The sequence below is a fragment of the Pigmentiphaga sp. YJ18 genome (assembly GCF_038066655.1).
Taxonomy (GTDB): domain Bacteria; phylum Pseudomonadota; class Gammaproteobacteria; order Burkholderiales; family Burkholderiaceae_B; genus Pigmentiphaga.
The window spans coordinates 1,588,140-1,610,083 of record NZ_JBBUKU010000001.1 but is presented as its reverse complement, the minus strand read 5'-3'; the positions used below and the strand labels follow the sequence as shown (position 1 = coordinate 1,610,083).

18 protein-coding genes are annotated in these 21,944 nt (G+C 66.5%); 9 read left to right on the top strand and 9 right to left on the bottom strand.

All coding sequences use genetic code 11. The features are described 5' to 3' along the window. Positions 1–51: 51 nt before the first annotated feature. Positions 52–1,308 (top strand): LysR family transcriptional regulator, encoded by a 1,257-nt coding sequence (locus tag WKR98_RS07840; protein ID WP_341432572.1) that lies wholly within the window; start codon positions 52–54, stop codon positions 1,306–1,308. On the opposite strand, the gene WKR98_RS07835 is transcribed toward WKR98_RS07840, so the two are convergent. Genes WKR98_RS07835 through WKR98_RS07805 form a run of 7 tightly spaced genes read right to left on the bottom strand, consistent with a single transcriptional unit; the run spans position 1,295 to position 8,419 of the window. Next, positions 1,295–2,278, bottom strand: coding sequence for a Bug family tripartite tricarboxylate transporter substrate binding protein (locus WKR98_RS07835; RefSeq protein WP_341432571.1), 984 nt, complete (start codon positions 2,276–2,278; stop codon positions 1,295–1,297). The two genes, WKR98_RS07840 and WKR98_RS07835, sit on opposite strands and share 14 nt — an antisense overlap. A gap of 24 nt (positions 2,279–2,302) precedes the next feature. Continuing rightward, entirely contained in the window at positions 2,303–2,962 is a 660-nt protein-coding gene (locus WKR98_RS07830) for an SRPBCC family protein (RefSeq protein ID WP_341432570.1), read from the bottom strand. Positions 2,963–2,975: 13 nt separating this feature from the next. Then, positions 2,976–3,710, bottom strand: coding sequence for an enoyl-CoA hydratase/isomerase family protein (locus tag WKR98_RS07825; protein ID WP_341432569.1), 735 nt, complete (start codon positions 3,708–3,710; stop codon positions 2,976–2,978). 48 nt (positions 3,711–3,758) lie between these two features. After that, positions 3,759–4,601, bottom strand: coding sequence for an alpha/beta fold hydrolase (locus WKR98_RS07820; RefSeq protein ID WP_341432568.1), 843 nt, complete (start codon positions 4,599–4,601; stop codon positions 3,759–3,761). Beyond that, positions 4,601–7,042 (bottom strand): xanthine dehydrogenase family protein molybdopterin-binding subunit, encoded by a 2,442-nt coding sequence (locus WKR98_RS07815; RefSeq protein ID WP_341432567.1) that lies wholly within the window; start codon positions 7,040–7,042, stop codon positions 4,601–4,603. The genes WKR98_RS07820 and WKR98_RS07815 overlap by 1 nt, the downstream gene beginning before the upstream one ends. Beyond that, the gene (locus WKR98_RS07810; protein ID WP_341432566.1) at positions 7,035–7,526 is read right to left on the bottom strand and encodes a (2Fe-2S)-binding protein; all 492 of its coding nucleotides are present in this window, start codon (positions 7,524–7,526) and stop codon (positions 7,035–7,037) included. Before WKR98_RS07810 ends, WKR98_RS07815 begins: the two co-directional genes overlap by 8 nt. Positions 7,527–7,528: 2 nt before the next feature. Then, positions 7,529–8,419 (bottom strand): FAD binding domain-containing protein, encoded by an 891-nt coding sequence (locus tag WKR98_RS07805; RefSeq protein ID WP_341432565.1) that lies wholly within the window; start codon positions 8,417–8,419, stop codon positions 7,529–7,531. Between the two features lie 194 nt (positions 8,420–8,613). Here WKR98_RS07805 and gcvA point away from each other — a divergent pair, with 194 nt between their 5' ends. Then, positions 8,614–9,543, top strand: a complete 930-nt coding sequence (gene gcvA, locus WKR98_RS07800; RefSeq protein ID WP_341432564.1) for a transcriptional regulator GcvA — start codon at positions 8,614–8,616, stop codon at positions 9,541–9,543. Between the two features lie 19 nt (positions 9,544–9,562). Here gcvA and WKR98_RS07795 read toward each other — a convergent pair whose 3' ends face one another. After that, on the bottom strand, positions 9,563–10,528 hold the full coding sequence (locus WKR98_RS07795; protein ID WP_341432563.1) for a Bug family tripartite tricarboxylate transporter substrate binding protein: 966 nt from the start codon (positions 10,526–10,528) through the stop codon (positions 9,563–9,565). 148 nt (positions 10,529–10,676) lie between these two features. Then, on the bottom strand, positions 10,677–11,528 hold the full coding sequence (locus WKR98_RS07790) for an AraC family transcriptional regulator (protein WP_341432562.1): 852 nt from the start codon (positions 11,526–11,528) through the stop codon (positions 10,677–10,679). Positions 11,529–11,828: 300 nt separating this feature from the next. Between WKR98_RS07790 and WKR98_RS07785 the strand changes: the two genes are divergently transcribed. The 7 genes from WKR98_RS07785 to WKR98_RS07755 all read left to right on the top strand — a co-directional run bounded on the left by WKR98_RS07785 (position 11,829) and on the right by WKR98_RS07755 (position 21,941). Continuing rightward, positions 11,829–13,562, top strand: a complete 1,734-nt coding sequence (locus tag WKR98_RS07785) for a thiamine pyrophosphate-requiring protein (RefSeq protein ID WP_341432561.1) — start codon at positions 11,829–11,831, stop codon at positions 13,560–13,562. Positions 13,563–13,578: 16 nt separating this feature from the next. Further along, positions 13,579–14,547, top strand: coding sequence for a Bug family tripartite tricarboxylate transporter substrate binding protein (locus WKR98_RS07780; RefSeq protein ID WP_341432560.1), 969 nt, complete (start codon positions 13,579–13,581; stop codon positions 14,545–14,547). 102 nt (positions 14,548–14,649) lie between these two features. Then, positions 14,650–16,197, top strand: coding sequence for a class I adenylate-forming enzyme family protein (locus WKR98_RS07775; protein WP_341432559.1), 1,548 nt, complete (start codon positions 14,650–14,652; stop codon positions 16,195–16,197). Positions 16,198–16,263: 66 nt separating this feature from the next. Next, positions 16,264–17,250 carry a Bug family tripartite tricarboxylate transporter substrate binding protein gene (locus WKR98_RS07770; RefSeq protein WP_341432558.1) on the top strand — a complete coding sequence of 329 codons (987 nt, stop codon included), beginning with the start codon at positions 16,264–16,266 and terminating at the stop codon, positions 17,248–17,250. A 34-nt stretch (positions 17,251–17,284) separates the two neighbouring features. Next, a complete protein-coding gene (locus WKR98_RS07765; protein WP_341432557.1) occupies positions 17,285–18,967 on the top strand; it encodes a thiamine pyrophosphate-binding protein in 1,683 nt (560 codons plus the stop codon). A 59-nt stretch (positions 18,968–19,026) separates the two neighbouring features. Next, positions 19,027–20,463, top strand: a complete 1,437-nt coding sequence (locus tag WKR98_RS07760; RefSeq protein WP_341432556.1) for an enoyl-CoA hydratase/isomerase family protein — start codon at positions 19,027–19,029, stop codon at positions 20,461–20,463. Between the two features lie 35 nt (positions 20,464–20,498). Then, entirely contained in the window at positions 20,499–21,941 is a 1,443-nt protein-coding gene (locus WKR98_RS07755) for an NAD-dependent succinate-semialdehyde dehydrogenase (protein WP_341432555.1), read from the top strand. Positions 21,942–21,944: the final 3 nt, after the last annotated feature.

The following is a 21,944-nucleotide window of genomic DNA, read 5'->3' as shown; positions in this document are numbered from 1 at the left end:
GACCAAGTTATTCTTGCTGAGCCAGCAATTTTTCTTATCGGACGTTTTTTAATGCAAGAACGTAACCACATGCGGCACCTGCGGGCGCTGATCGCCGTGGTGGAGGAAGGCAGCATCGCGCATGCGGCCGAACGCCTGCTGCGGACCCCTTCGGCGGTGGCCAGCTCCATCCGCCAGCTCGAAGCCAGCTTCGAGGCGCCGCTGTTCGAACGCCAGTCGTCGGGCATGACGCCCACGTCTTTCGGCGATGCGGCCTACCGCCGCGCGCTGCGCATCGATGCCGAGCTGCGCCAGGCCTGTGCCGAGCTGACGCCCTACCGGGTGTCGCCCGGCGCGCCGCTATTCGCCATGCTGGTGGGGGAACGCCAGTTGACGGCGCTGGTCCGCCTGCGCGAGATGGGACACATGCCCAGCGTGGCGGCGGTAATGGGCCTGACCCAGCCCGCCGTCAGCGCCCTGCTCAGGCAGGCGGAGGCGTCCCTGGAACTGCGCCTGTTCCGCCGCACCGCCAAGGGCATGGCCGTGACCGAGGCGGGCGAGCTGCTGCTGTTCCGCGTCAGGCGGGTGCTGGCCGAACTGCGCCACCTCGAGGCCGACATCGCGCAGCAGCGCGGCGAAATCACCGGCCGGGTCATGTTCGCGGCGCTGCCTTCCATGCGAACGCGGGTGTTGCCACAGGCCATCGCGGCATTGGTCGGCAAGCATCCCAATGTCCAGGTCTCCATGGTGGACGCGCCGTTCGAGATCCTGTTCGCGGGCGTGCACTCCGGCGAGATCGATTTCATCCTGACCGGCCTCAACGCCAACTACTCGCATCGGGATTTCCGGATACGCGTGATCGGCCGCGACAACCTGGTCGTGGTCACGCGCGCCGGGCATCCGCTATGCGCCCAGGAGCGCGTCGAAATTGCCGATCTGGTGCGCTATCCCTGGGTGCTGCGGGATCGCGGGGCACCGACGCGCGAGTTGCTGAACGACTTGTTCCATCAGTTGGGGATCGATGCCCCGCACGTGGCGGTGCAAGCAGGAGACCTCGGCTTGTTGCGCGGTCTCCTGCAGCATAGCGACGTGGTGTCGGCGGTATCGCCCGAGTACCTGAGCTACGAGATTGCCTCGGGCGCCGTCAAGGTGCTGGAAGTCGAACTCCCCCACACCGGACGCGAGATCGGCTTCATCCTGCGGCGCGATGCGCAGCCTTCGCCGCTGTGCGAGAAGCTGATGCAGCACATCGAAGCGGCCACCGCGGGCACTCTTGCGCCCACGATCGCCACCCAGCCTGGGGTCAGGCTGGGTGTCACCCCAGATTGACGCCGCTGCGCTTGACGACTTCTCCCCAATAACGGTATTCGCTGCGCACGTAGTCGTTGGCTTCCTGCGGGCTCTGGCTGCTGCGCGGCAGGGCGCCTATGGTGCGCAGGCGGTCCTTGAAATCCTGGGTCTGCGCGATCTGGCTCAGGGCCCCGAAATTGCGGTCGACCAGATTCTTCGGCACGCCGGCGGGATACATCAGCATCAACCAGGTCACCGCGGTGAACTTGGGAATGCCCTGCTCCATCAGCGTAGGCGCGGCCAGCACGCCATCCAGCCGCTGCGCGCTGCCTGCGCCCAGCACGCGCAGCTTGCCGGACTCGACCAATGGCTTGGTGGCCGCCGCGGTCTCCAGCGCGATCGACACCGTTCCGGCCATGACGTCGGTCAGTCCGCGCGAGCTGCCTTGGTACGGCACGTGAACGATATCCACGCCGGCATAACGCTTGAACTCCTCCATCGCCAGGTGCGACACGGTGCCGTTACCCGACGACGCATTGGTCAGCTTGCCCGGGTTCGCCTTCGCATAGGCGATAAGCTCGGAGACATTCTTGGCGGGCACGGCGGGATTCGCCACCAGGACGAACGGCAGGTCGCCGACCAGGCCGATGGCCTCGAAGTCCTTGGTCGAATCGTAGGCGACGCTCTTGTACATGTGCGGATTGGTCGCCACCGCGGACATGTGGGCCAGCATCATGACGCTGCCGTCATTGGGAGCCTTGGCGAGGTAGCCCAGGCCCAGGCTTCCCCCCTGGCCCGGCTTGTTCTCCACGATGTAGTTGTCGCCCGTCGCGGCCGCGAGCTTCTCGGCCAGCATGCGCGCCACGATATCGGTGGCCTGGCCCGGCGGGAATCCCACCAGTATTCTCACCGTCCTACCGGTGGACGGCGCCTGCGCGTAGGCGTCGCCCAGAAGCACCGATGCCGCGCTGGCCAGCAGAAACCTGCGGCGTCCTTGCGTAGTCTCCATGGATGTTCCCCGTTCTTGTTTCGACTATGAGATGACCGTTACTCCGGCCAGCGTTGCCGCCACGCCAAGGGCGAAGGCCACGATCAGCCACCAGCCCGGCACGCGCGTCGCTGCGTCGGTCCCGGCCCGCGGCGGCACCGGCACCGGCGGCACCGCATCGGCCGGATTGGCCGGCCCGCCGCCGATGGCGCGGGCGGCCGGGGTGCGCTTCTCGGGAGCACCGTCTCCAGCCAGTGCCGCCTCCTCCGGCGCGAACTGCTTGCGAAAGGCTTTGAAAAAATCGTCGGAGATCTTCCTGGCGACGCTGTCGATCAGCCGGGCGCCGACCTGTGCCAGCTTTCCGCCGACTTGCGCCTGCGCCGCATAGGCCAGCTCCGTGCCAGCGCCGGCCTCCTTCAGGTCGACCGACGCCGATCCCTTGCCGAACCCCATCGCTCCGCCCTGTCCCTCGAACACCATGACGCAGGACGCGGGGGGCACGGCTTCGGTCAGGCGCAGCGAGCCGTTGAAGCGAGGTCGAAGCGGGCCGATGGCGGCGGTGATGACGATGTGAAATTCATCGGGGCCCGCCTGCTCGACCGACTCGCATCCCGGAAGGCAGCGCTTGAGCGTGGCGGGATCGTTCAAGGCCTTCCAGACGTCGGCGCGGGGCGCTGCAATGACTTGGGTACCGGTGATTTCCATGACCCCCTCGACCTCAGCCGTGCTGGCGCTTCATGGCCGCCGCCGTATTGACCATGGAATGGAGAGTCCGCGCGTAGTCGATGGCGCCGAGCTCGTCCATGCGGGGCGCGACATGCAGATACTCCTTCAGCCCCAGGATGGCCGGGCGGGGCCGGCTCGTCAGCAGTTCGCAAAAGCGGGCGAGCTCGGCATCGAGCTTGTTCGCGGCCACGACGGTACTGACTAGGCCGTAGGCCATGGCGCGCTGGGCGTCGATGAAGTCGGTGGAATAGGCCATCCACAGGATGGCGTTGCGATTGACGCGGTCGTACAGCGCCGACATGACCATGGTCGGCATCACGTTGTGCGCGATCTCGGGAATATTGAACGTAGCGGTATCGCTGGCGAACGACACGTCGCAAAGCGCGGCGATGGCGGTGCCGAATCCCATGGCGCGGCCCTCGATGGCGGCGATGACCGGCACTTGCGCGTTCCGTATGGCCTTGTAGCTGTTGAAGATCGCGTCGTACTCCGGACGGCGCGCGTAGGCCTCGGGAGACGGCGCGGGCGAACCCGGATCGCGGGCGCGTCCGGTGCAAAAATCCGGCCCGACGCTGCGCAGCACGACGGCATCCGAGGTGTGGTGCGCGTTGAGGATGGCCTCGGCAAATGCCACGGCCATCGCGTCCGTCACGCCGTTGTCCTGCGGACGATTGAAGGTAATGCGAAGAATACGGCCGTCCTGCTCTATCGAGAGTTGCTCGCTCATGTACTGCCTCCTGAGGTGGAAAGAAAATTCGTCGACCGATGAACGGGCTCAAGGGCCAGTGCGGACGCGATCGAAATGGCGCAACAGTGCGCCATGGAATGCCGCGGGTTGATCGATGTTGGGCAGATGGCCGGCGTCGGGAATCACCTCGAGTTCGGCCCCCCTGATCAGCGACTGCAAATGCCTCATCGCGTCCGGCAAGGGTCCGTCGTTGGCCCCCACCAGCAGCGTGGTCGGTACCGTGATGCCGCCGACATCGGCCAGATAGTCCAGACCCTGGATCGCCTGCGCACAGCCGATGAACCCTGCGTCCGAGGTAGCGGCCGCCTGCTGCCGGAAACGCCGTGCGACATCGGGATGCGCGTCCTCGAAGGGCCGGCCGAACCAGCGCTCGATGGTGGCATCCGCCAGCCCGGCCGTGCCCTGCTCGCGCGCAATGGCGATCCGCTCGGCCCAGGCCGGCTGGAGTTCCGGCGGCGTATCGGCACGGGCATCGCACAGGCAGAGGCTCGACAGCCGGCGGGCATGCCGGATGCCCAAGCCGAATCCGCTCATGCCGCCCAGCGATAGCCCCACATAGTGGACACGCTCGATGCCCAGCGCATCGAGCACCGCGATCGTATCGGCCGCCAACGCGTCCATGGTGCAGGGTCCGGCAGGCGGCTGCGATTCCCCGTGTCCGCGTGCATCGGCCCGGATGACGCGGTATCCTCGCGCCGCCAGCAAAGCGGCCTCGTCGTCCCACATCATGCTGGACGACAGGATGGAGTGGGTCATGAACACGGACGCTCCCGCCGGGTCGCCCTGGACCAGAACGGCGATCTCGCCCGCCGGACCGGCCACCCGCAGCGTTTTCTGCCGCGCCTCTGCAGCGTTGTCCGTCGTCGCCATCACACCCGCTCCATCTCGGTAACATCGGATTGCGCGGGCGATACCCGCTGCGCGCCCGAAGCACGCCGCAACGCGTTCCAGACCGCCTGCGGCGTCATGGGCAGGGCGTCGATGCTGGCCCCCACCGGGGCCAACGCGTCGTTGATCGCGCCGGCAATCGCCGCCGGGCTGCCCAGATACCCCGCTTCCCCCGATCCCTTCTGGCCGAACTCCGTCAGCGGCGACGGCGTGCAATGGTCGACGATGGTGACGGCGGGAACTTCCAGCGCACTAGGCAGCAGGTAATCCATGAAGGTGCCGGCAAGCAGCTGGCCCTCCTCGGAAAAGGCGAACTTCTCCATCATCGCTGCGCCCAACCCGTGCGCGATCCCGCCATAGGTCATCCCGTGGACGACGTCGGGGCTGATCATCACGCCGCAATCGTGGCCGCACACGTAGCGATGGAAGGTCGTCTTGCCGGTATCGGGGTCGATGCTGACCAGCACGACGTGCGACTCGAACGAATGGCAGGGATACATCTGCACCCGACCGTCTTCGGTCGGCATCTTTCCGCCGGTGGGCACTTCCCAAACGAACTTTTCCTGCAACCCAGGCTCGCTGCCTTCGGGCAGCTTGTGGAACATGCGATGCGCGATCTCGACCAGGCTGTCCCAGGAAATGCGCCGTTGGGGATCGGACTTCGATACGACGTCGCCGCCGTCGTACACCAGTTGCTCTTCCGCCAGCCCGAGGTTGTGCGCGGCGATGCGCAGCAATTTCCCGCGCAATTTCTTGGCCGCGCCGGCCGCCGCCCCGCCCAGCATGATGGCCATGCGGCTGCCGACCGGGCTGTTCGAGGGCAAGGCGTTGAGCGAGTCGGCGTGCAGGACGCGAATGCCGTCCGGCTCACGCTGCAGGATCTCGCCCACCACGGTCGATACCAGCGTCTCATGCGCCTGGCCCGAGGTCGAGGTTCCCATCAACGCCGTCACGGAACCGGAGAGGTCGATGCGCACGAGGCAGGAATCCATCCAGGTAGTCGTCGTGTTCTTGGGATTGAACAGCGGTTCGAAGGCGGAATTGCCTCCCGAGGGTTCGAGGCAGGTCGAGATACCGATACCAGCCAGCAATCCGCGCTTGCGCAATTCGTCGCGCTGGCGCTGGATCTGATCGAGCGAGGCCGCGTCCAGCGCCTTGCCGAGGACGGTCGCGTAGTCGCCCGAATCGTAGGTGGTGCCGCTAGGGATCAGATAGGGGAACTCGTCCTTGCCGATGAGGTTGCGGCGACGCAACTCGATGCGGTCCAGCCCCAGGAAGCGCGCCACCTTGTCCATGCCGGTTTCGATGGCGTAGTTGGTCGGGGATTGGCCGAACCCGCGCACCGCTTCCTGCGGGGTCTTGTTGGTCATCACCGACACGGCGTCGTATTCCACGCTGGCGATCCGGTACGGGCCGACGATCGCGCCCACCGGCTTGCCCAGCTGCAGCGGCGCCCGCCCCGAATAGGCGCCGATATCGTCCACCGCGCGCATCCGCATGGATTTGACGATGCCGTCGCCGTCGAACGCCAGCGTCACGTCGAAGACGCGGTCCGGCCCCTGCATGTCACCGCCCCGCATGTTCTCCAGCCGGTCTTCGATGAACCGGACGGGGCGGCCCAGCTTTCTCGCCAGGTAGCCCACCAGCACCGAATGCTTGATGCCTCGCTTGACCCCGTAGCTGCCGCCGACATCCACGTCGTAATGCACCCGGACCGCGTTGCCCGGCAGGCGCAGCGCCCGGGCCAGCAGATCGGGATACTTCGGCATCTGGATGGACGCCCAGACGTCCAGGATGCCGGTCGCATCGTTCCACCAGGCACTGACCGCGAACGTCTCGATGGGCACGGTCGCGCTGCGCGCCCAGTGCACGCGATACGACAGCTTGTGGGGCGCCTGGGCGAAATGCTCGTCAACCTCGCCCCAATTGAAGACGCGGCGGAAGATCACGTTGGACCCATGCAGCGGATGCACCTGGGGCGCGGCTGGCTCCATCGCCGCCAGCGGATCGACGACATGGTCGATGGGTTCGTACTCGACGGCCACCGCCTCGGCCGCATCTTCGGCCAGCGCACGGGTATCGGCCACGACCGCGGCCACCCACTCGCCGGCGTAGCGGGCCACGCCGTGGGCAAGCGGGAAGCGCTTCACCTGCGGAGCATCGACGCCGGGCAGCATGGGGTCGATCTGCGCGCAAAGCTCCTCGCCGGTCAGGACGGCATGTACACCGGGCATGGCCAGCGCCGCGGAGGCGTCGATGGACCGTATCCTGGCATGCGCATGCGGACTCGCGACGATGGCAACGTGCAGCACGTCGGGCAGTTGTATGTCGGCGGCGTAGCGCCCCTGTCCCGTCACGAAACGGCGGTGCTCCACGGCGCGGCGGTGCTTGCCGATGTAGCGGAATTTCCCGGGTTCAGTCATGCGACGACTCCTGCGCCGTCGCCTGCTGGACGGCGTCCACGATCTGTTGATAACCGGTGCACCGGCAAAGGTTGCCGCTGATGGCCTCGCGGATCTGCGCCTCGTCGGGACGAGGGTGGCGCGCCACGAGCGCGTGGCAGGCGATCAGCATGCCCGGCGTGCAGTAGCCGCACTGCAATGCATGCTTTTCGCAGAACGCGTCCTGGATGGCGGACAGCCGGCCTCGTTCCGGCGCCAGTCCCTCCACGGTGGTTACCGAGAGGCCGTCGGCCTGGACCGCGAACATGCAGCAGGACCTGACGGGTTCTCCATCGAGCAGGACCGAGCATGCGCCGCAGACGCCGTGTTCGCAGCCGATGTGCGTGCCGGTCAGCTTCAGCGTGTCGCGCAGGAAATCCACCAGGGTGGTGCGCGGCTCGGCCTGGGCCTGCCGCACGACGCCGTTCACATTGATGGCGATATTCATGAGTCGGGGAAATGTCATGGCTACATGCTCCGTACCGTAGACGCCGCCGATTGCGCGGCCTGGCGCAGGACGCGCGCCGCCAGTACGGCCGCCAGGTGGCGCCGGTACTCGGCGGTCGCGTGCAGATCGCTGCCGGGTTCGCATGCCGCCGCCGCGTCCTCGGCCACGCCACGCAGCAGATCGTCGTCCAGCCTCTGCCCTTCCAGGCGCTGCGCCAGCTCGGGAAACCTGCGGGGAACGCCATCGACGCCGCCCAGGCCGAAAGCGGCGCGCCGGCAGACCCCCGACGCATCGACACGAACCTGCGCGGCGGCCGACGCCATAGCGAAGTCCCCGTGCCGTATCGCGATCTCGTCGAATGCACAGCCGGTACCGCGCGCGTCCCACACGGGCCACTCGATGGCAGTCAGGCACTCCGTGTCGCGCGTATCGGTGAACATGGGCCCCAGGAAAAAATCTCCGGCGGCGACACTGCGCTCACCCTCGTCCAGGCTTGTCAATTGCAATCTCGCGTCGAGCACGAGGGCGGTCAGCGGCAGCTCCGCGGACGGGTCGGCATGCACCAGGCTTCCGCCCACGGTGCCGCGGTTACGCGTCTGGCCGTGTCCCACCCAACGCAGCGCGGCGGCAACCAGGGGGATCCGCGCATGCAGCGAGGCCTCGTCTTCCAGGGTTCGCTGGCGCACCACTGCGCCGGTCACCACGGCAGTATCCGAGGCGTCCAGCGCCTGCAGCGCGGATACCCGGTGGATGTCCACCAGCAGCGCGGGGCGCGCCAGGCGCATGGCCATCATCGGCACCAGGCTCTGGCCGCCGGCCAGCAGCTTGGCCTCGTAGCCGTGCTGGTGCAGGAGTTCGAGGGCATGGTCCAGGCCCTCGGCACGCACATAGTCGAAAGGAGCGGCTTTCACGATAGTATGTATGGATGGCCGAGCGAGAGAAAACCTGAGGGCCCGGCGGGGTGGGCGCAGGCCGGATCCACCGGCGTGCAGGATTCGTTTTGCATGGGCTGCAGTGTGAAGGTGGGCCGCTCTGGCGGCAAAGTAATAATCTTCACGTGGCGTGAGTTATAGTCACGCCGGCCAGAGCAGCAACAGGAGACTTCATGAGAAAGCTGCCCCCGCTCAACGCCGTGCGGGCGTTCGAGGTGGCCGCGCGCCATGTAAGCTTTACCAAGGCCGCGGCGGAACTGAACGTCACGCACGGCGCAGTCAGCCGCCAGGTCGCCCTGCTCGAGGAGTGGCTGGGCGTCGCGCTCTTTCACCGCGCGCCTTCGCAACTGACGCTCACCGAGGCCGGCCGAGGCTATCTGAACGAGGTCTCGGCGGTGTTCGAACGCCTGGCCACGGCGTCGATGTATGTCATGCAACAGGCGGCGCCCATCGTGCTGCGCGTCAATGCCCCGCCCACGTTCACCATGCGCTGGCTGATCGCGCGCATGTCGGTGTTCCAGCGCAAGCGTCCCGACGTGGAAGTCCGTCTGACCACTTCGCTGGCGCCGCCGAATTTCCAGGAGAACACCTACGACATCGCCATCCGCGGACAGCATGGGCCGCTGGACGACTGCCGATCCATCCCCTTCATGACGGAGATCATCGCCCCCGTCTGCCACGTCGACCTGCAGGAGAGCCTGGCGCTTTCCCATCCGCGCGACCTGGAGGCGCATACCCTCATCAGCTATGCCACGGAGCCCTACGCGTGGAGCGAATGGCTGGAAGCCGCCGGCGTTGCCGGCCTGAAACCCGCCAATACGCTGGGCTTCGAACAGATGTACTTCGCCCTGCAGGCGGCGTCCGAGGGACTCGGGCTGGCCATGGTCCCGCTGTTCCTGGCCATCGACGAGATCCTCGCCGGCCGCCTGTGCGTACCCTTCGGCCCCTTGGGCGTGAAGCGGCGCACGTATTACGCCAACAGCGCCGCGACGCTCAAGGCGCAGACGTTGACCAGCGATTTCTGCGATTGGCTGCAGCAGGAAGGCCGCGATACCGAGCAGTCGATCACGGCCTGGGCGGCGAGCCAGGGATGGACGCTGTGAAAACCGGCGGCGTTGCGGACTACTGCGGCGTAATGCCGGCGTCCTTGACGATCTGCCCATAGCGCCGGGTTTCCTGGCGCACGAATTCCGCGAATGCCTGGGGCGAACGGCCGTCCGGTTCGAAGCCTCCCTTTTCCAGCATGTTCGCGACTTCGGGCGCCTTGAGCGCCTTGGCGACCTCGGCGGCAAGCCTGTTCACCACCGCGGGTGGCGTGCCGGCCGGCGCGAACCAGCCCGCCCAGGTGCCCATGACAACGAAGTCGTCGATACCCGCTTCCTTCATGGTCGGTACCTCGGGAAATTCCTTGGACCGTTTTTCGCCGGTGAACGCGATGGGGCGGATCTTGCCCGACTGGACGTATGGAATCACCGTGGGCGGGGACAGCATCATGACGTCCACCTGCCCCGCGGCGATGGCATTGAGCGAGCTGGCGCTGCCCTTGAACGGAATGTGCAGCATGTCGACGTGCGCCTTCTTGGCGAATCCCGCCGCCGCCAGATGCAGGGCATTGCCGATGCCCGGCGACCCATACGTGAGCTCCTTCTTGCGCGCAAGCTCGACCAGCCCGGCAACGTCATGGACCGGCAGCCCTTGCCGCACGACCAGCAGATAGCCGGTTCCGACGGCCAGATTGGTAACGGGCACGAATGTGCTGGACAGGTCGTAGGGGGTCTTCTTGTGGATGAATGTGTTGATGACGATCGACGGCGACGTATGCAGGATGGTGTAGCCATCGGGCGCGGCCTTGGCCGCATCGGCGGTGCCGATCAAGGCATTGGCACCCGCCTTGTTGTCGACCACGATGCCCCATTCGGACTGCTTGTCGATCTGGGCGGCAACCACGCGGCCCAGCGTATCGATGGTGCCTCCCGCCTCGAAAGGCACCACCAGGCGAATGGGCCGGGCCGGAAACTCGGCCGCGGCGGCCGGACCGGCCAGGACCGCCAGGGTGCCCGCCATCATGAGCATGCGCATCGCGTGCATTGTCGTCGTCTCCGTTATGCCGCCGCATGCCGGGCGGCATGCAGGCCTGGACGGAAATATAGACACGCGCACCGTGCGGCGCCCTACCCGCTAGTGCGGAAACCTACCCCAGCGTCGGTTTATTTATCGGCCCGGCCATGCGCGGGGATCAGGCGATCCGCGCGACGCCCCGCCGGTACTGGCTGGGAGGAATGCCGAGATTGCGGCGGAAGAAGCGCGTGAAATGATGCGGTTCGGAAAACCCCAGGTCGTCGGCCAGCACGTTCACCGAGGTCGAGCATTCGGTCAGCGTCTTGAACGCGCTCTCCATGCGCAGCGTGTTCGTGTACAGGATGGGGGACATGTTCGTGTACTGGCGAAAGAGCGAGAAGAAATGCTGGCGCGACAAGCTGTGCAGGCCGGCGAGCTCTTCGCAGGTGATGGTCTGGTCCAGGTGGTCGCCGATGTACTGGATTGCCCGTGCGATGCGCGCGTCGGGACGGTGGCGCATCTTCAGCCTGTAGGTGTCGATCCAGTTGCGCCGCACCGCGAAGAGGTGCGTGATCGCGAGCATGAAGTCCGACAGCGCCGCCTCGACCGCCCGGTTGGGCAGGCCGGATGGAGAAGAACCAAGTACTTCGAGCACCAGCCGATCCACCAGCTTGCGGATGGACAGCGGCACGCGCACCTGGGCGGAGGTGAAGAAGTCCGGCATGCCGCTGCCCGAGAGCAGCGGATCGTGCTCCGCCAGCCAGGCCGGGTCCATGCAGAGGATCAGGACAGTGGTGCGCTCTCCCTCCCGCGGCTGCAGCTTGGAATGCGGTTCCCATGCATTGACCAGAACCAGCGAGTCCTCGGATAGCCGGACGGTTTCGCCTCGCACCGTGTAGAAGGCATCGGCGCCCGCTACCTTGACCAGCACGTGGCATTGCGGATGGGCATGGGTGACCAGGTCATGGTCGGAATCGAGCATGGACGCACGCCCGAAAGCGCCTTGATAGAGCCTGACGGCCTTGGTCATTCCTGCCTCCGCTGTCCGAGTCGCGTTTCCCGGCGTGTTCTTGCCCGCATGGCAGCGCCCCACCGGCGCTGCGCTCCGTGGTCGGGGTCTTGAGAATATCCAGAAAGAAAGCGTCGATCCAGCCATGCGCCGGGCAATGGGAAGGGCGTGTCAGTTTTTTTCACGAGACACGCCTGTACGGTGATTTTTCCTGTCGCGGCCGGGGGCAAGATCCGACTGGAGGGTATGGCTCCTTTCGAGGGCGCTTCCTATCATCCCGCCACGAGATCAGCCCCATGCCCCGGAGGTGGCGTCCAAGCCATGCAGCACACTCTCACCGACGACACACGCACCACCGCCGGCTTCCTGCTGGAAGGCCTGACGGAGATCGGCGTCGATTACCTGTTTTGCAATATGGGAACCGATCATGCTCCCATCATCGAGGAACTGGCGCGCCTGCGCGAGCGGGGCGAGAAGGCGCCGCAGGTGATCCGCTGCCCGCACGAGAATACGGCCGCGCATATGGCCGCGGGCTATGCCCTGGTGACAGGCAGGGGCCAGGGCGTGCTGGTCCACGTCGACGTCGGCACGGCCAATGCCTCGATGGCCATGCACAACCTGTTCCGCAGCCGCCTGCCCGTTCTCCTGATGGCCGGCAAGGCGCCCTTTACCGCGGCGGGGGAACTGCCGGGTACGCGCGACAACTACGTGCACTACATCCAGGAGCCGTTCGACCAGGGCAGCCTGGTCCGCCCCTTCGTCAAGTGGGAATGGACCTTGCCCTCCGGCATCGTGGTGAAAGAGGCGTTGCGCCGTGCCCAGGCGCTCATGCATAGCGAGCCCCGGGGTCCCGTCTACCTGATGCTGCCGCGCGAAACGCTGGCCGAATCCTGGCCGATGGACCGCATCAAGTCCTATCCGGAAGCGCAATTCGGCGCCCTTGCTCCGGCCGGCGCCGACCCGCACCAGCTCGAAGCCGTGGCCGATCGCCTCCTGGCGGCCGAGCGGCCCATTCTGATCACCTCGTTCGGCGGCCGCAATCGCCGTACCTCGGCGGCCATCGAACGCCTGGCGAACCTGGCCGGCATACGCGTCTTCGAATCGAACCCGGTCAACAACATATCACACGAAGGCCCCAATTTCTGTGGCTTCCAGCCGGGCGACGCGATCCCGGACGCCGACGTCGGCCTCATGGTGGATACCGACGTGCCGTGGTTCTCGCGCGATATCCGGCCGCATGCCCGCACCTTCTGGGCGCAGATCGATCTCGACACGCTGAAGACGGCTTCGCCGATGTGGAGCTTTCCCGCGAACGCGCGGATCCAGGGTGACAGCGCCCGCATCCTCGAACAATTGGCCCAGGCGCTCGAAGCGAAATCCACGCCGGCATTCGCCAGCGCGGTCGAGGCCCGCAACGCGCGCATCGCCGCCGAGAACAGACAGCGCCGGCGCACGGCACGGGACAAGGCAGCCGATCCGGGCACACCGGGTCGGATCAACCCGCACTTCCTCTTCGCCGAACTCGACAAGCGCCTGCGGCCCCAAGACATCGTCTTCAACGAAGCGATCCGCAATTCCCCCGCTCTTACGCAGCAGCTCACCCGCCCGCTGCCCGGCACCCTGGCGCGCGTCGGCGGCGGCGGGCTGGGCGCCTCCGGTGCCATGGCCCTGGGCGCACGGCTTGCCGATCCGGACTTGATGGCGGTACAGGTGGTGGGAGACGGCAGCCTCTACTTCAACGTCCCGAGCTCCGTCCTGGCCGTCTCGGGCTTCTATGGACTGCCCATTCTGATCGTCGTCGTCGACAACGCCGGATGGTCGGCGGTCAAGGAATCGACCCTGCGCGTCTATCCGGACGGCAGCGCAAGACGGCAGGACGCGTACGAGGCGGAGCTACCGGGCAATGCAGACTTCGCCAAGCTGGGGGAAGCGTTCGGCGCCCATGGCGAACGCGTCGACGATCCGGCGCAAATCGGTGCGGCACTCGATCGATGTGTCCAGGCGGTCAAGGGAGGGCGCACCGCCGTCCTTCATGCCAAGGTCGTACGGATCTGACTTCAAGGAGATCGTCATGAATCACCCAACACGGCGGACGACGGTTGCATTGTTCGCGATGGCGGTGCTGTCCATCTGCCTGCCCGGTCCGAAAGCCAGCGAGCGCTACCCATCGAAACCCATCCAGATCGTCGTGCCCTATGCGCCCGGCGGCTCGACCGACTTCGCCGCGCGCAATCTCGCGCTGGGGCTGGAACGCAGGCTGGGACAGACAGTGGTGGTCGTCAACAAGCCTGGCGCCAGCGGCACGATAGGCGTCATGTCGGTCGCGCGCGCGGCGCCAGATGGCTACACGCTGCTGCTGGGGCTGAATACCGAGATGGTCATCATCCCGCAGGTACGCAAGGTGTCGTACCAGCCCGAAGACTTCGAGCCGATTGCGATCGTCGGTTCGACGCCGCTGGTGCTCATCGGCAGGAAAAGCTTCAAGGCCGGCAACTTCCAGGACTTGCGCGAAGAGATCGCCCGCCAGCCGGGCAACTACAACTTCGGCGGCGCGGTCGGCAGTCCGGCCCATCTCGCGGGCGAATGGCTCAAGCGATCCACGGCGCTCGACATCAAGCACGTGCCCTACAAAGGCGGTGCGCAGGCGGCCAACGACGTGGCGGGCGGGCACCTGGACCTGTATTTCTCGGGGATCCTGCCGTCCAAGGCCCTGATCGACGCCGACGAGATCAAGGCCTATGCGGTAACCAGCGCAACCCGCTCGCCCACGCTGCCCAACGTCCCGACCTTGAAGGAAGCCGGACTGGACGACTTCGTCCTCGCCAACTGGAGCGGCCTGTTCGCCCCGCGCGGCACGCCGGCGCCGATACTGTCCCTGTTGAGCGGCAAGGTTCGCGAAGTCCTGGCGGATCCCGGGTTCCAGGCCGCGATGGCCAAGGAGGGCATCGATATTCCGGACGCGGGCTCGCCCCGGGAATTTCTTGAGGAAGAACACGGAAAATTCGGCAGGCTCATCAAGGCGCTGAACTTGCCACTCTAGAAAAATCCGACTTCCGGGTAGGTCGCAAGACTGGACGGTAGGGTCTTGGCGGGCTCATCTCCCTATCATTTTCTGCATCGTTTTCCACCGGCAGATGCAGGCGTGCTGACCCTTCCCCATCTACTGAAGAACACCGTCCAGGCCTACGGCCGGCGCAGGGCGATCATCGATCCGTCGGGCGACCTGAGCTGGAGCGACTATCTCGAGCGCGTCGCGCATACCGCGGGCATGCTCCGCGAGCTGGGCCTGAACCCCGGAGATCGCTTCGCCACGCTGTGCCGCAATTCGGTGGATCATGCCCAATTGATCCTGGCGGGCTTCTGGTCGGGCATCGTGCCGGCGCCGCTGAATTTCCGCCTGGCTCCGGCTGAGATCGCCGCCATGCTGGAGGATGCGCAGTGCAAGGCCGTCATGCTGGACGACGACTTCATGCCGCTCTTCGAACAGCCGCCGCTGGCCGCGTGGCGCTCCCGGGTCATTCGCGTCCGGCCGCACGACGGGCCGGCGGACCTTGCGACCATGGCGGACCTCATCCAAGCCAGTCCACGCGCCTGCGCCCATGGCTGCGGGGAGAACGACGAAGCGCTGCTGCTCTATACCGGCGGCACCACCGGCCGTGGCAAGGGCGTCAGGCTCACGCATCGCAACATCGTTGCCAACGCGCTGCAGCTGGCCCGCGTGATGGCGCCTTGCGCGGACGACGTCTATCTGCACGTCTCGCCGATGTTCCACTCCACCGATCTGAAAGCAACCGTCGTGACGATGTTCGGCGGCGGCCATACCTACCTGAGCGAGTTCTCGCCCCAGGGCGTGCTGGACGCCATCGCGCAGCGAGGCGTCACGATCGCCAGCCTGGTGCCCACCATGATCATCGGCATTCTCAAGGAGGCCGGCATGGACCGCCATGATCTGTCCCGGCTACGGCTGATCAGCTACGGCACCGCGCCCATGGACGAGCAATCGCTGCGCAAGGCCATGGACCGCTTTGCCCACGTCGGCTTCCACCAATGCTATGGCCTGACGGAGACATCCCCTTATCTGGCGATCCTCGACGAGGCGGCCCACCGGTTCGCGCTGCGCGCACGGCCCGAACTCCTGAAGTGCGCGGGACGGCTGCTGCCCGCCACCGCCATCCGGTTTCTCGACGACGACGGCAACGAGGCCGCGCCCGGCCTGCCAGGCGAAATCGCCGTGTCCGGGCCACAGGTGGCGGCCGGCTATCACAACCGACCGCAGGAAGACGCCGCGACCTTCCGGGACGGCTGGCTCCACACGGGCGACATCGGCCGCCTGGACGAGGACGGCTACCTGCACATTCTCGACCGCAAGAAAGACATGGTGATCACCGGTGGCGAGAACGTCTATACGCGGGAAGTGGAGTCCGTGCTCGCCCTGCATCCGGACGTGGCCGATGCCGCGGTCGTCGGCATACCGGACGCCAGGTATGGCGAGGCGCTGCTGGCGGTCGTCGTGCCCGCGGCCGCGCGTCCGGCGCCGGCGGAGATCATCGAGTTCTGCCGACGCCACCTTGGCGGATACAAGATCCCGCGGCAATTCATGTTCGTCGATGCGCTGCCCCGCTCGTCGCTCGGCAAGGTCCGCAAGGACGAGCTGCGCCGCGCCTATCTCGAGACCAGGGAAACCTGCTGACACGCCGGCCGACCGCTGGTACCGGCACCCATGCCATCCGAAGAAAACGATAACGAGGAGACTTTCATGTATCGATTCCGTCAACGCACGTGGTGGGCCGGCATCCTGCTGGCACTGCTCGTTCCGGCGTCCTCCCACGCCGCCGAACCGGCCTGGCCGCAAAGGCCGATCCGGCTGCTGGTTCCCTACGCAGCCGGCGGTTCGACCGACATCGCCAGCCGTCTCATCGCGCAGAAGCTGTCGCAAACCCTGGGCCAGCCGGTGGTGGTCGAGAACCGGGGCGGTGCCGCGGGTTCCGTCGGCGCGGCCTATTTCGCCAAATCGTCGCCCGACGATCATTTCTTCATGATGATCACGCCGTCGCAGTTGTCGATCAATCCTTATCTGTACAAGACGGACCTCGGCTACGACGCCGAAAAGGATTTCGTTTCGATCGGACTCGCGACCCAGACGCCGAACGCGATCGTGGTCTCGCCGTCGCTGAAGGTGAATTCGCTCAGCCAGCTCATCGAACATGCCAGGGCCCATCCTGGCAAGGTGGCGTACTCCAGCGCCGGCATAGGCAGCACGGGGCATCTGCTGAACGAATCGATCAAGACGCTGGCCAGGATCGAGATCCTGCACGTTCCCTATCGCGGCAACGGTCCGGCCATGCAGGCCCTGTTGGCCGGCGAGGTCCAGTTCAACACCGACAACCTTCCGCAGCTGCTGCCGCAGATCCAGGCCGGCAAGGTCCGCCCCATTGCCGTGACCTCCAGGCAGCGCTGGTTCCAGCTTCCCGACGTTCCCACGGTTACCGAGGCGGGCTATCCGAATCTCACCACCAGTGTCTGGTTCGGCATGGTGGGACAGGCCAGCCTGCCCAGACACGTCGTCGTCCGCATGAACCGAGCGCTGAACACCGTCCTGACCGATCCGGCTTTCGTGGAGAAGCTCAAGGAAGTCAGCCTGGAATCCACCCCGAGCACACCAGAGGAAATGGCGGCGCACGTACGTGCCGAGGCCCGGCGCTGGTCAAAGGTCATCAAGGAGTCTGGCGCGACCGCCGACTGACCCGCCCCCCATCCATCCGCATCCGGAGCATCCGATGTTGCAAGTCCCTTCCCTGCGAACCGGCGGCCAGATCCTCGTCGACGCGCTCAAGATACACGGCGTCGACCACGCCTTCTGCGTACCCGGCGAGAGCTTCCTCCCGGCCCTGGACGCGTTGCATGCTTCCCGCGACGTCATCAGGACGATCGTCTGCCGGCAGGAAGGCGCGGCGGCGCACATGGCGGAGGCCTACGGAAAACTGACCGGCAAGCCCGGCGTCTGCCTGGTCACCCGCGGACCGGGCGCGACCAATGCCAGCATCGGCGTACACACCGCCAGCCAGGATTCGACGCCCATGATCCTGCTCGTCGGACAGGTCGGCACCAATTTGCTGGAACGCCAGGCCTGGCAGGAGATCGACCTGCGCAGCGTATTCGGCTCGCTGGCGAAATGGGTCACGCAGGTCGACCAGCTGGAGCGCCTGCCCGAGATGATGAACCGCGCGTTCCAGGCCGCGGTCTCGGGCCGTCCGGGCCCCGTCGTCGTCGGCTTGCCCGAGGACGTGCTCTACCGGCATCTGGACCTGCCCGACGCCCTGCCGTTCTTGCCGGTACAGCCGCAGCCCGGCGTTGCCGACATGGCGCGCCTGCGCGAGCTGATCGAACAGGCGCAGCGCCCGCTGCTGATACTGGGCGGCGGCGGCTGGAGCGCCGAGGCCTGCGCCGGCATCCAGGCTTTCGCGCAAGCCTTCCAATTGCCGGTCGGCACGGCCTTTCGCCGGCAGGACCTGTTCGACAATGCGCATCCCAACTATGCCGGCGACATCGGGGTCGGGATCGCCGAATCGCTGGCGCAGCGGGTACGCCAGGCCGACCTGATCCTCGCGGTAGGCGCGCGCCTGGGCGAGACCACGACCGCCGGATACACCCTGCTGGGCGTCCCCTCGATGGAGGCCCGGTTCGTCCATGTCCATCCCGACGTCGGCGAACTGGGCAAAGTCTATCGACCCGATCTGGCCATCAATGCAAGCATGGCCGGGTTCGCGCTTGCCGCGGCGGGGCTCGAGCCGCCACGGCATCCGGCATGGTCCGACTGGACCCGATCGGCCAATGCGGACTACTGCGCGACGCTCGTCCCCCGCGCCATGCCGGGGGCCTTGAATCTGGCCGAAGTCGTCCGGCACGTGCGCGACCGGCTGCCCGCCAACGCGATCGTCACCAACGGCGCCGGGAACTATACCGGTTGGGTCCACCGCTTCTTCCAGTACCGCGGCTTTCGCACCCAGCTCGCGCCGGCCAGCGGCGTGATGGGCTACGGGATTCCCGCCGCCTGCGCCGCGGCGGCCATCCATCCGGACCGGCGGGTGGTCTGCTTCGCCGGCGACGGCTGCTTCCTGATGAACAGCCAGGAGTTGGCGACCGCGAAGCAGCAGGGCGTGCGCGTGGTCTTCATCGTCGTCAACAACGGCATGTACGGCAGCATACGCATGCACCAGGAAATCCATTATCCCGGCCACGTCTTCGGCACGACGCTGGAGAACCCGGACTTCGCCGCGCTGGCGGCCGCCTATGGCATCGACGGCTACACGGTGGAAAAGACGGAGGACTTCGCGGCGAGCTTCGACCGTGCACTCGCCGCCCCGCACGGAGCCTTGATCGAATTGCGCATCGACCCCGAGGCCATCACCCCTCGAACGACACTGAGCGAACTGCGCGCCCGAAGCGAGCGACACCGCTGAGGTCCGGCCTCGCGTCCGGGCACCTCTCGGTCCCATCCATTGCATGAACGGAGCTTGACATGATCGAACACATTCCCCTGAACGAACGCCAGCCACGGGTCGACGCGTCGAAGTTGCCGCGAGACGCGACCTCGCAATTCCTTCAAGCCATCCAGGCATGGGAGGCTCGTCCGGCGCCAGCGACGCTGGATGAGGACTCGTCCCTGGTCCGATCCGTGTGCCGCCAGGGACGGCAGTTGCTGGCCCGCCTTCCGCTCAAATCGGCCCGCGACGCCACGCAGAAAGACGTGGCGCACGTGATCTTTCATCTGATGGCCGACGCGGCCTGGCGCTTTTTTCGGCACCACGCGCACCCCCTGTATCGAGACCTGACGAGCAACGGGACACGGCCGCTTCGGGTGGACGAACTGGCCTGGCAGGCCGCGGCGCGCCTGCCAGGCATCCTGCCCAGCGAGGACGAGCTGCGGGCGGAAAGCGAACTGCTGCAAAAGGACAAGGATGGGCTGGAAATCAACCAGGGGCTTTTCTTCAGCCACCTGTTCACGGACCGGGCCATCGGTTCGCACCTGATACGAACCATGCTCAGGCCCTTGCCCCAGTCGTTCGAGTACCTGGACGAATTCCGCAAGACCGGACGCGTCCAGCTGGACAAGGCGCTGGTCGAGGCCAGGGCCCAGGCCGGATTCCTGACGTTCCAGAACCTGCGCTACCTGAACGCCGAAGACGACACCACCATGGTCCCCTTCGAGGTGGCGACCGACCTCATCCTCATGCATCCCGACCTGCGGCTGGGCGTCATGCGCGGAGGCGTGGTCAACCACCCGAAGTATGCCGGCCGGCGCGTGTTCTCGGCCGGCATCAACCTGACCCACATCTATCGCGGCAAGAAATCGTACCTGGGCTTCCTGACCAAGAACATGGGCTTCTTCAACAAGGTCCACCGCGGCATCCTGCCTCCCGGGCCGGATAGCCTGGACGTACCGCTGGACGAACCCGAATCGACCGTCGAGAAGCCCTGGGTGGCGGTCATCGAAACGTTCGCCATAGGCGGCGGGTGCCAGTTGCTGCTCGTGGCCGATTACGTCGTCGCGGAATCCGGTTCGTTCTTCAGCCTGCCGGCGCGCAAGGAAGGGATCATCCCCGGCCTGGCCAATCTGCGGCTGCCGCGCTTCACGGGAGAGGCGCTGGCACGCCAGGCCATCATGTTCGACAAGCTGTTCAAGGTGGAGACTCCCGAGGGCCGCGCGCTGGTCAGCGAAGTGGTGCCGCCCGAAGAAATCGAGCAGGCGGTCGAACGCTGCGCGGCCAACGCGCTGGGCGCCGGCATGGTCAGCATCAGCGCGAACCGCAAGGCGCTTCGCGCCCAGGCCGAGCCCATGGAGGCCCTGCGGCAATACCTCGTCACCTACGCGCGGGAGCAGGCTTTCTGCCACCTGAGCGAAGACCTCATCAACAACCTCGAGAAGAACTGGAACGCCAAGGAGCGCAAGCTCTGAAGGCTTTCCGGACCGCGTCCCTCAGAGAGGCATGCATGCCCACCGAACATCCGGATTTGAAACTCTACATCGACGGCCAATGGATAAGCGGCCAGGGCCGCGACACCATTCCTGTCGTCGACCCGGCCACCGGGCAGCCCATGGGAGCGCTGCCTTCGGCCACGCCAGCGGACCTGGACCACGCGCTGCAGTCGGCCGCCGCCGCCTGGCCGGGCTGGAGCACGACACCGGCCGTGGAACGCGGCCGCATCCTGCGGCGCGCCGCCGAACTGATGCGCGGCCGCCGGGATCGCGTCGCACGTCTCCTGACTCGCGAGGAAGGCAAGCCGCTTGCCGAGGCCCTTACCGAGGTCGACGGCGCCGCCGCGCACATCGAATGGATGGCCGAGGAAGGAAGGCGCGGCTACGGGCGCATCGTTGGCGGTCCCGCCGGCATCCGGCAAAACGTACTGAAGCGCCCGATAGGCGTGGCCGCCGCCTTCTCGCCCTGGAACTTCCCGGCGACCACCCCGGCCCGCAAACTGGGCGCCTCCCTGGCGGCGGGATGCTGCTGCATACTCAAGGCCCCCGAAGAGGCGCCGGCCACGGCGATCGAGATGGTGCGCGCATTCGCCGAAGCCGGCGTGCCCCGCGGCGTGATCAACCTGGTCTGCGGCGTGCCGGCCGAGATCTCCAGGCACCTCATCGCATCGCCGGTCGTCCGCAAGGTGTCCTTCACCGGCTCGACCGCGGTGGGGCGCCAATTGGCGGGACTGGCCGCCACGGCGATCAAGCCCATCACCATGGAGCTGGGCGGTCATGCCCCGGTCCTGGTTTTCGACGATGTCGACGTGGACGCGGTCGTGCGCCTGTGCATCGCCAGCAAGTACCGCAATGCCGGCCAGGTGTGCGTCTCGCCGACTCGCTTCTATGTGCACGAGCGCATCTATGAACGTTTCGCCGGCGCTTTCGCCCAGGCAGCCTCGGCGCTGAAGATCGGCCCCGGCCTGGACGAGGGAACGCAGATGGGACCGCTGGCTAACACGCGCCGGCTGGCGGCAATCGAGAATGCGGTGGCCGACCTGAAATACGCCGGCGCCCGGCTGATGGCGGGCGGCGAGCGTCTGGACCGGGCCGGAAACTTCTTCGCCCCCACCGTGTTCTCGGACGTGCCGGGCCAGGCCCGCGCCATGCGCGAAGAACCCTTCGGCCCGATCGCCTTGCTGCTGCCTTTCCGCGACGAAGAAGCCGTCATCGAACAGGCGAACACTCTTCCCTACGGTTTGGCCGCGTACGCGTTCACGCGGGACAGCAGCCGGCAGTTGCGGCTTTCCGAGAGGATGGACACGGGCATGCTGGGCCTGAACACGTTCTTCATCAATGGCCCGGAAACGCCGTGGGGCGGCGTCAAGGAAAGCGGCTACGGCAGCGAGGGAGCCACCGAAGGCCTCGAAGCCTACCAGACCACCCGTCTCGTCGTGCAAACCTCCAGTTTCTAATTC

Excerpts from the sequence above, each read along its gene's own strand:
- WKR98_RS07770 (WP_341432558.1), top strand. The coding sequence starts at position 16,264 with ATGTATCGATTCCGTCAACGCACGTGGTGGGCCGGCATCCTGCTGGCA.
- WKR98_RS07755 (WP_341432555.1), top strand. The coding sequence starts at position 20,499 with ATGCCCACCGAACATCCGGATTTGAAACTCTACATCGACGGCCAATGG.
- WKR98_RS07825 (WP_341432569.1), bottom strand. The coding sequence starts at position 3,710 with ATGAGCGAGCAACTCTCGATAGAGCAGGACGGCCGTATTCTTCGCATT.
- WKR98_RS07840 (WP_341432572.1), top strand. The coding sequence starts at position 52 with ATGCAAGAACGTAACCACATGCGGCACCTGCGGGCGCTGATCGCCGTG.
- WKR98_RS07785 (WP_341432561.1), top strand. The coding sequence starts at position 11,829 with ATGCAGCACACTCTCACCGACGACACACGCACCACCGCCGGCTTCCTG.
- WKR98_RS07790 (WP_341432562.1), bottom strand. The coding sequence starts at position 11,528 with ATGACCAAGGCCGTCAGGCTCTATCAAGGCGCTTTCGGGCGTGCGTCC.
- WKR98_RS07815 (WP_341432567.1), bottom strand. The coding sequence starts at position 7,042 with ATGACTGAACCCGGGAAATTCCGCTACATCGGCAAGCACCGCCGCGCC.
- WKR98_RS07795 (WP_341432563.1), bottom strand. The coding sequence starts at position 10,528 with ATGCACGCGATGCGCATGCTCATGATGGCGGGCACCCTGGCGGTCCTG.
- WKR98_RS07820 (WP_341432568.1), bottom strand. The coding sequence starts at position 4,601 with ATGGCGACGACGGACAACGCTGCAGAGGCGCGGCAGAAAACGCTGCGG.
- WKR98_RS07780 (WP_341432560.1), top strand. The coding sequence starts at position 13,579 with ATGAATCACCCAACACGGCGGACGACGGTTGCATTGTTCGCGATGGCG.
- WKR98_RS07810 (WP_341432566.1), bottom strand. The coding sequence starts at position 7,526 with ATGACATTTCCCCGACTCATGAATATCGCCATCAATGTGAACGGCGTC.
- WKR98_RS07835 (WP_341432571.1), bottom strand. The coding sequence starts at position 2,278 with ATGGAGACTACGCAAGGACGCCGCAGGTTTCTGCTGGCCAGCGCGGCA.
- gcvA (WP_341432564.1), top strand. The coding sequence starts at position 8,614 with ATGAGAAAGCTGCCCCCGCTCAACGCCGTGCGGGCGTTCGAGGTGGCC.
- WKR98_RS07765 (WP_341432557.1), top strand. The coding sequence starts at position 17,285 with ATGTTGCAAGTCCCTTCCCTGCGAACCGGCGGCCAGATCCTCGTCGAC.
- WKR98_RS07760 (WP_341432556.1), top strand. The coding sequence starts at position 19,027 with ATGATCGAACACATTCCCCTGAACGAACGCCAGCCACGGGTCGACGCG.
- WKR98_RS07830 (WP_341432570.1), bottom strand. The coding sequence starts at position 2,962 with ATGGAAATCACCGGTACCCAAGTCATTGCAGCGCCCCGCGCCGACGTC.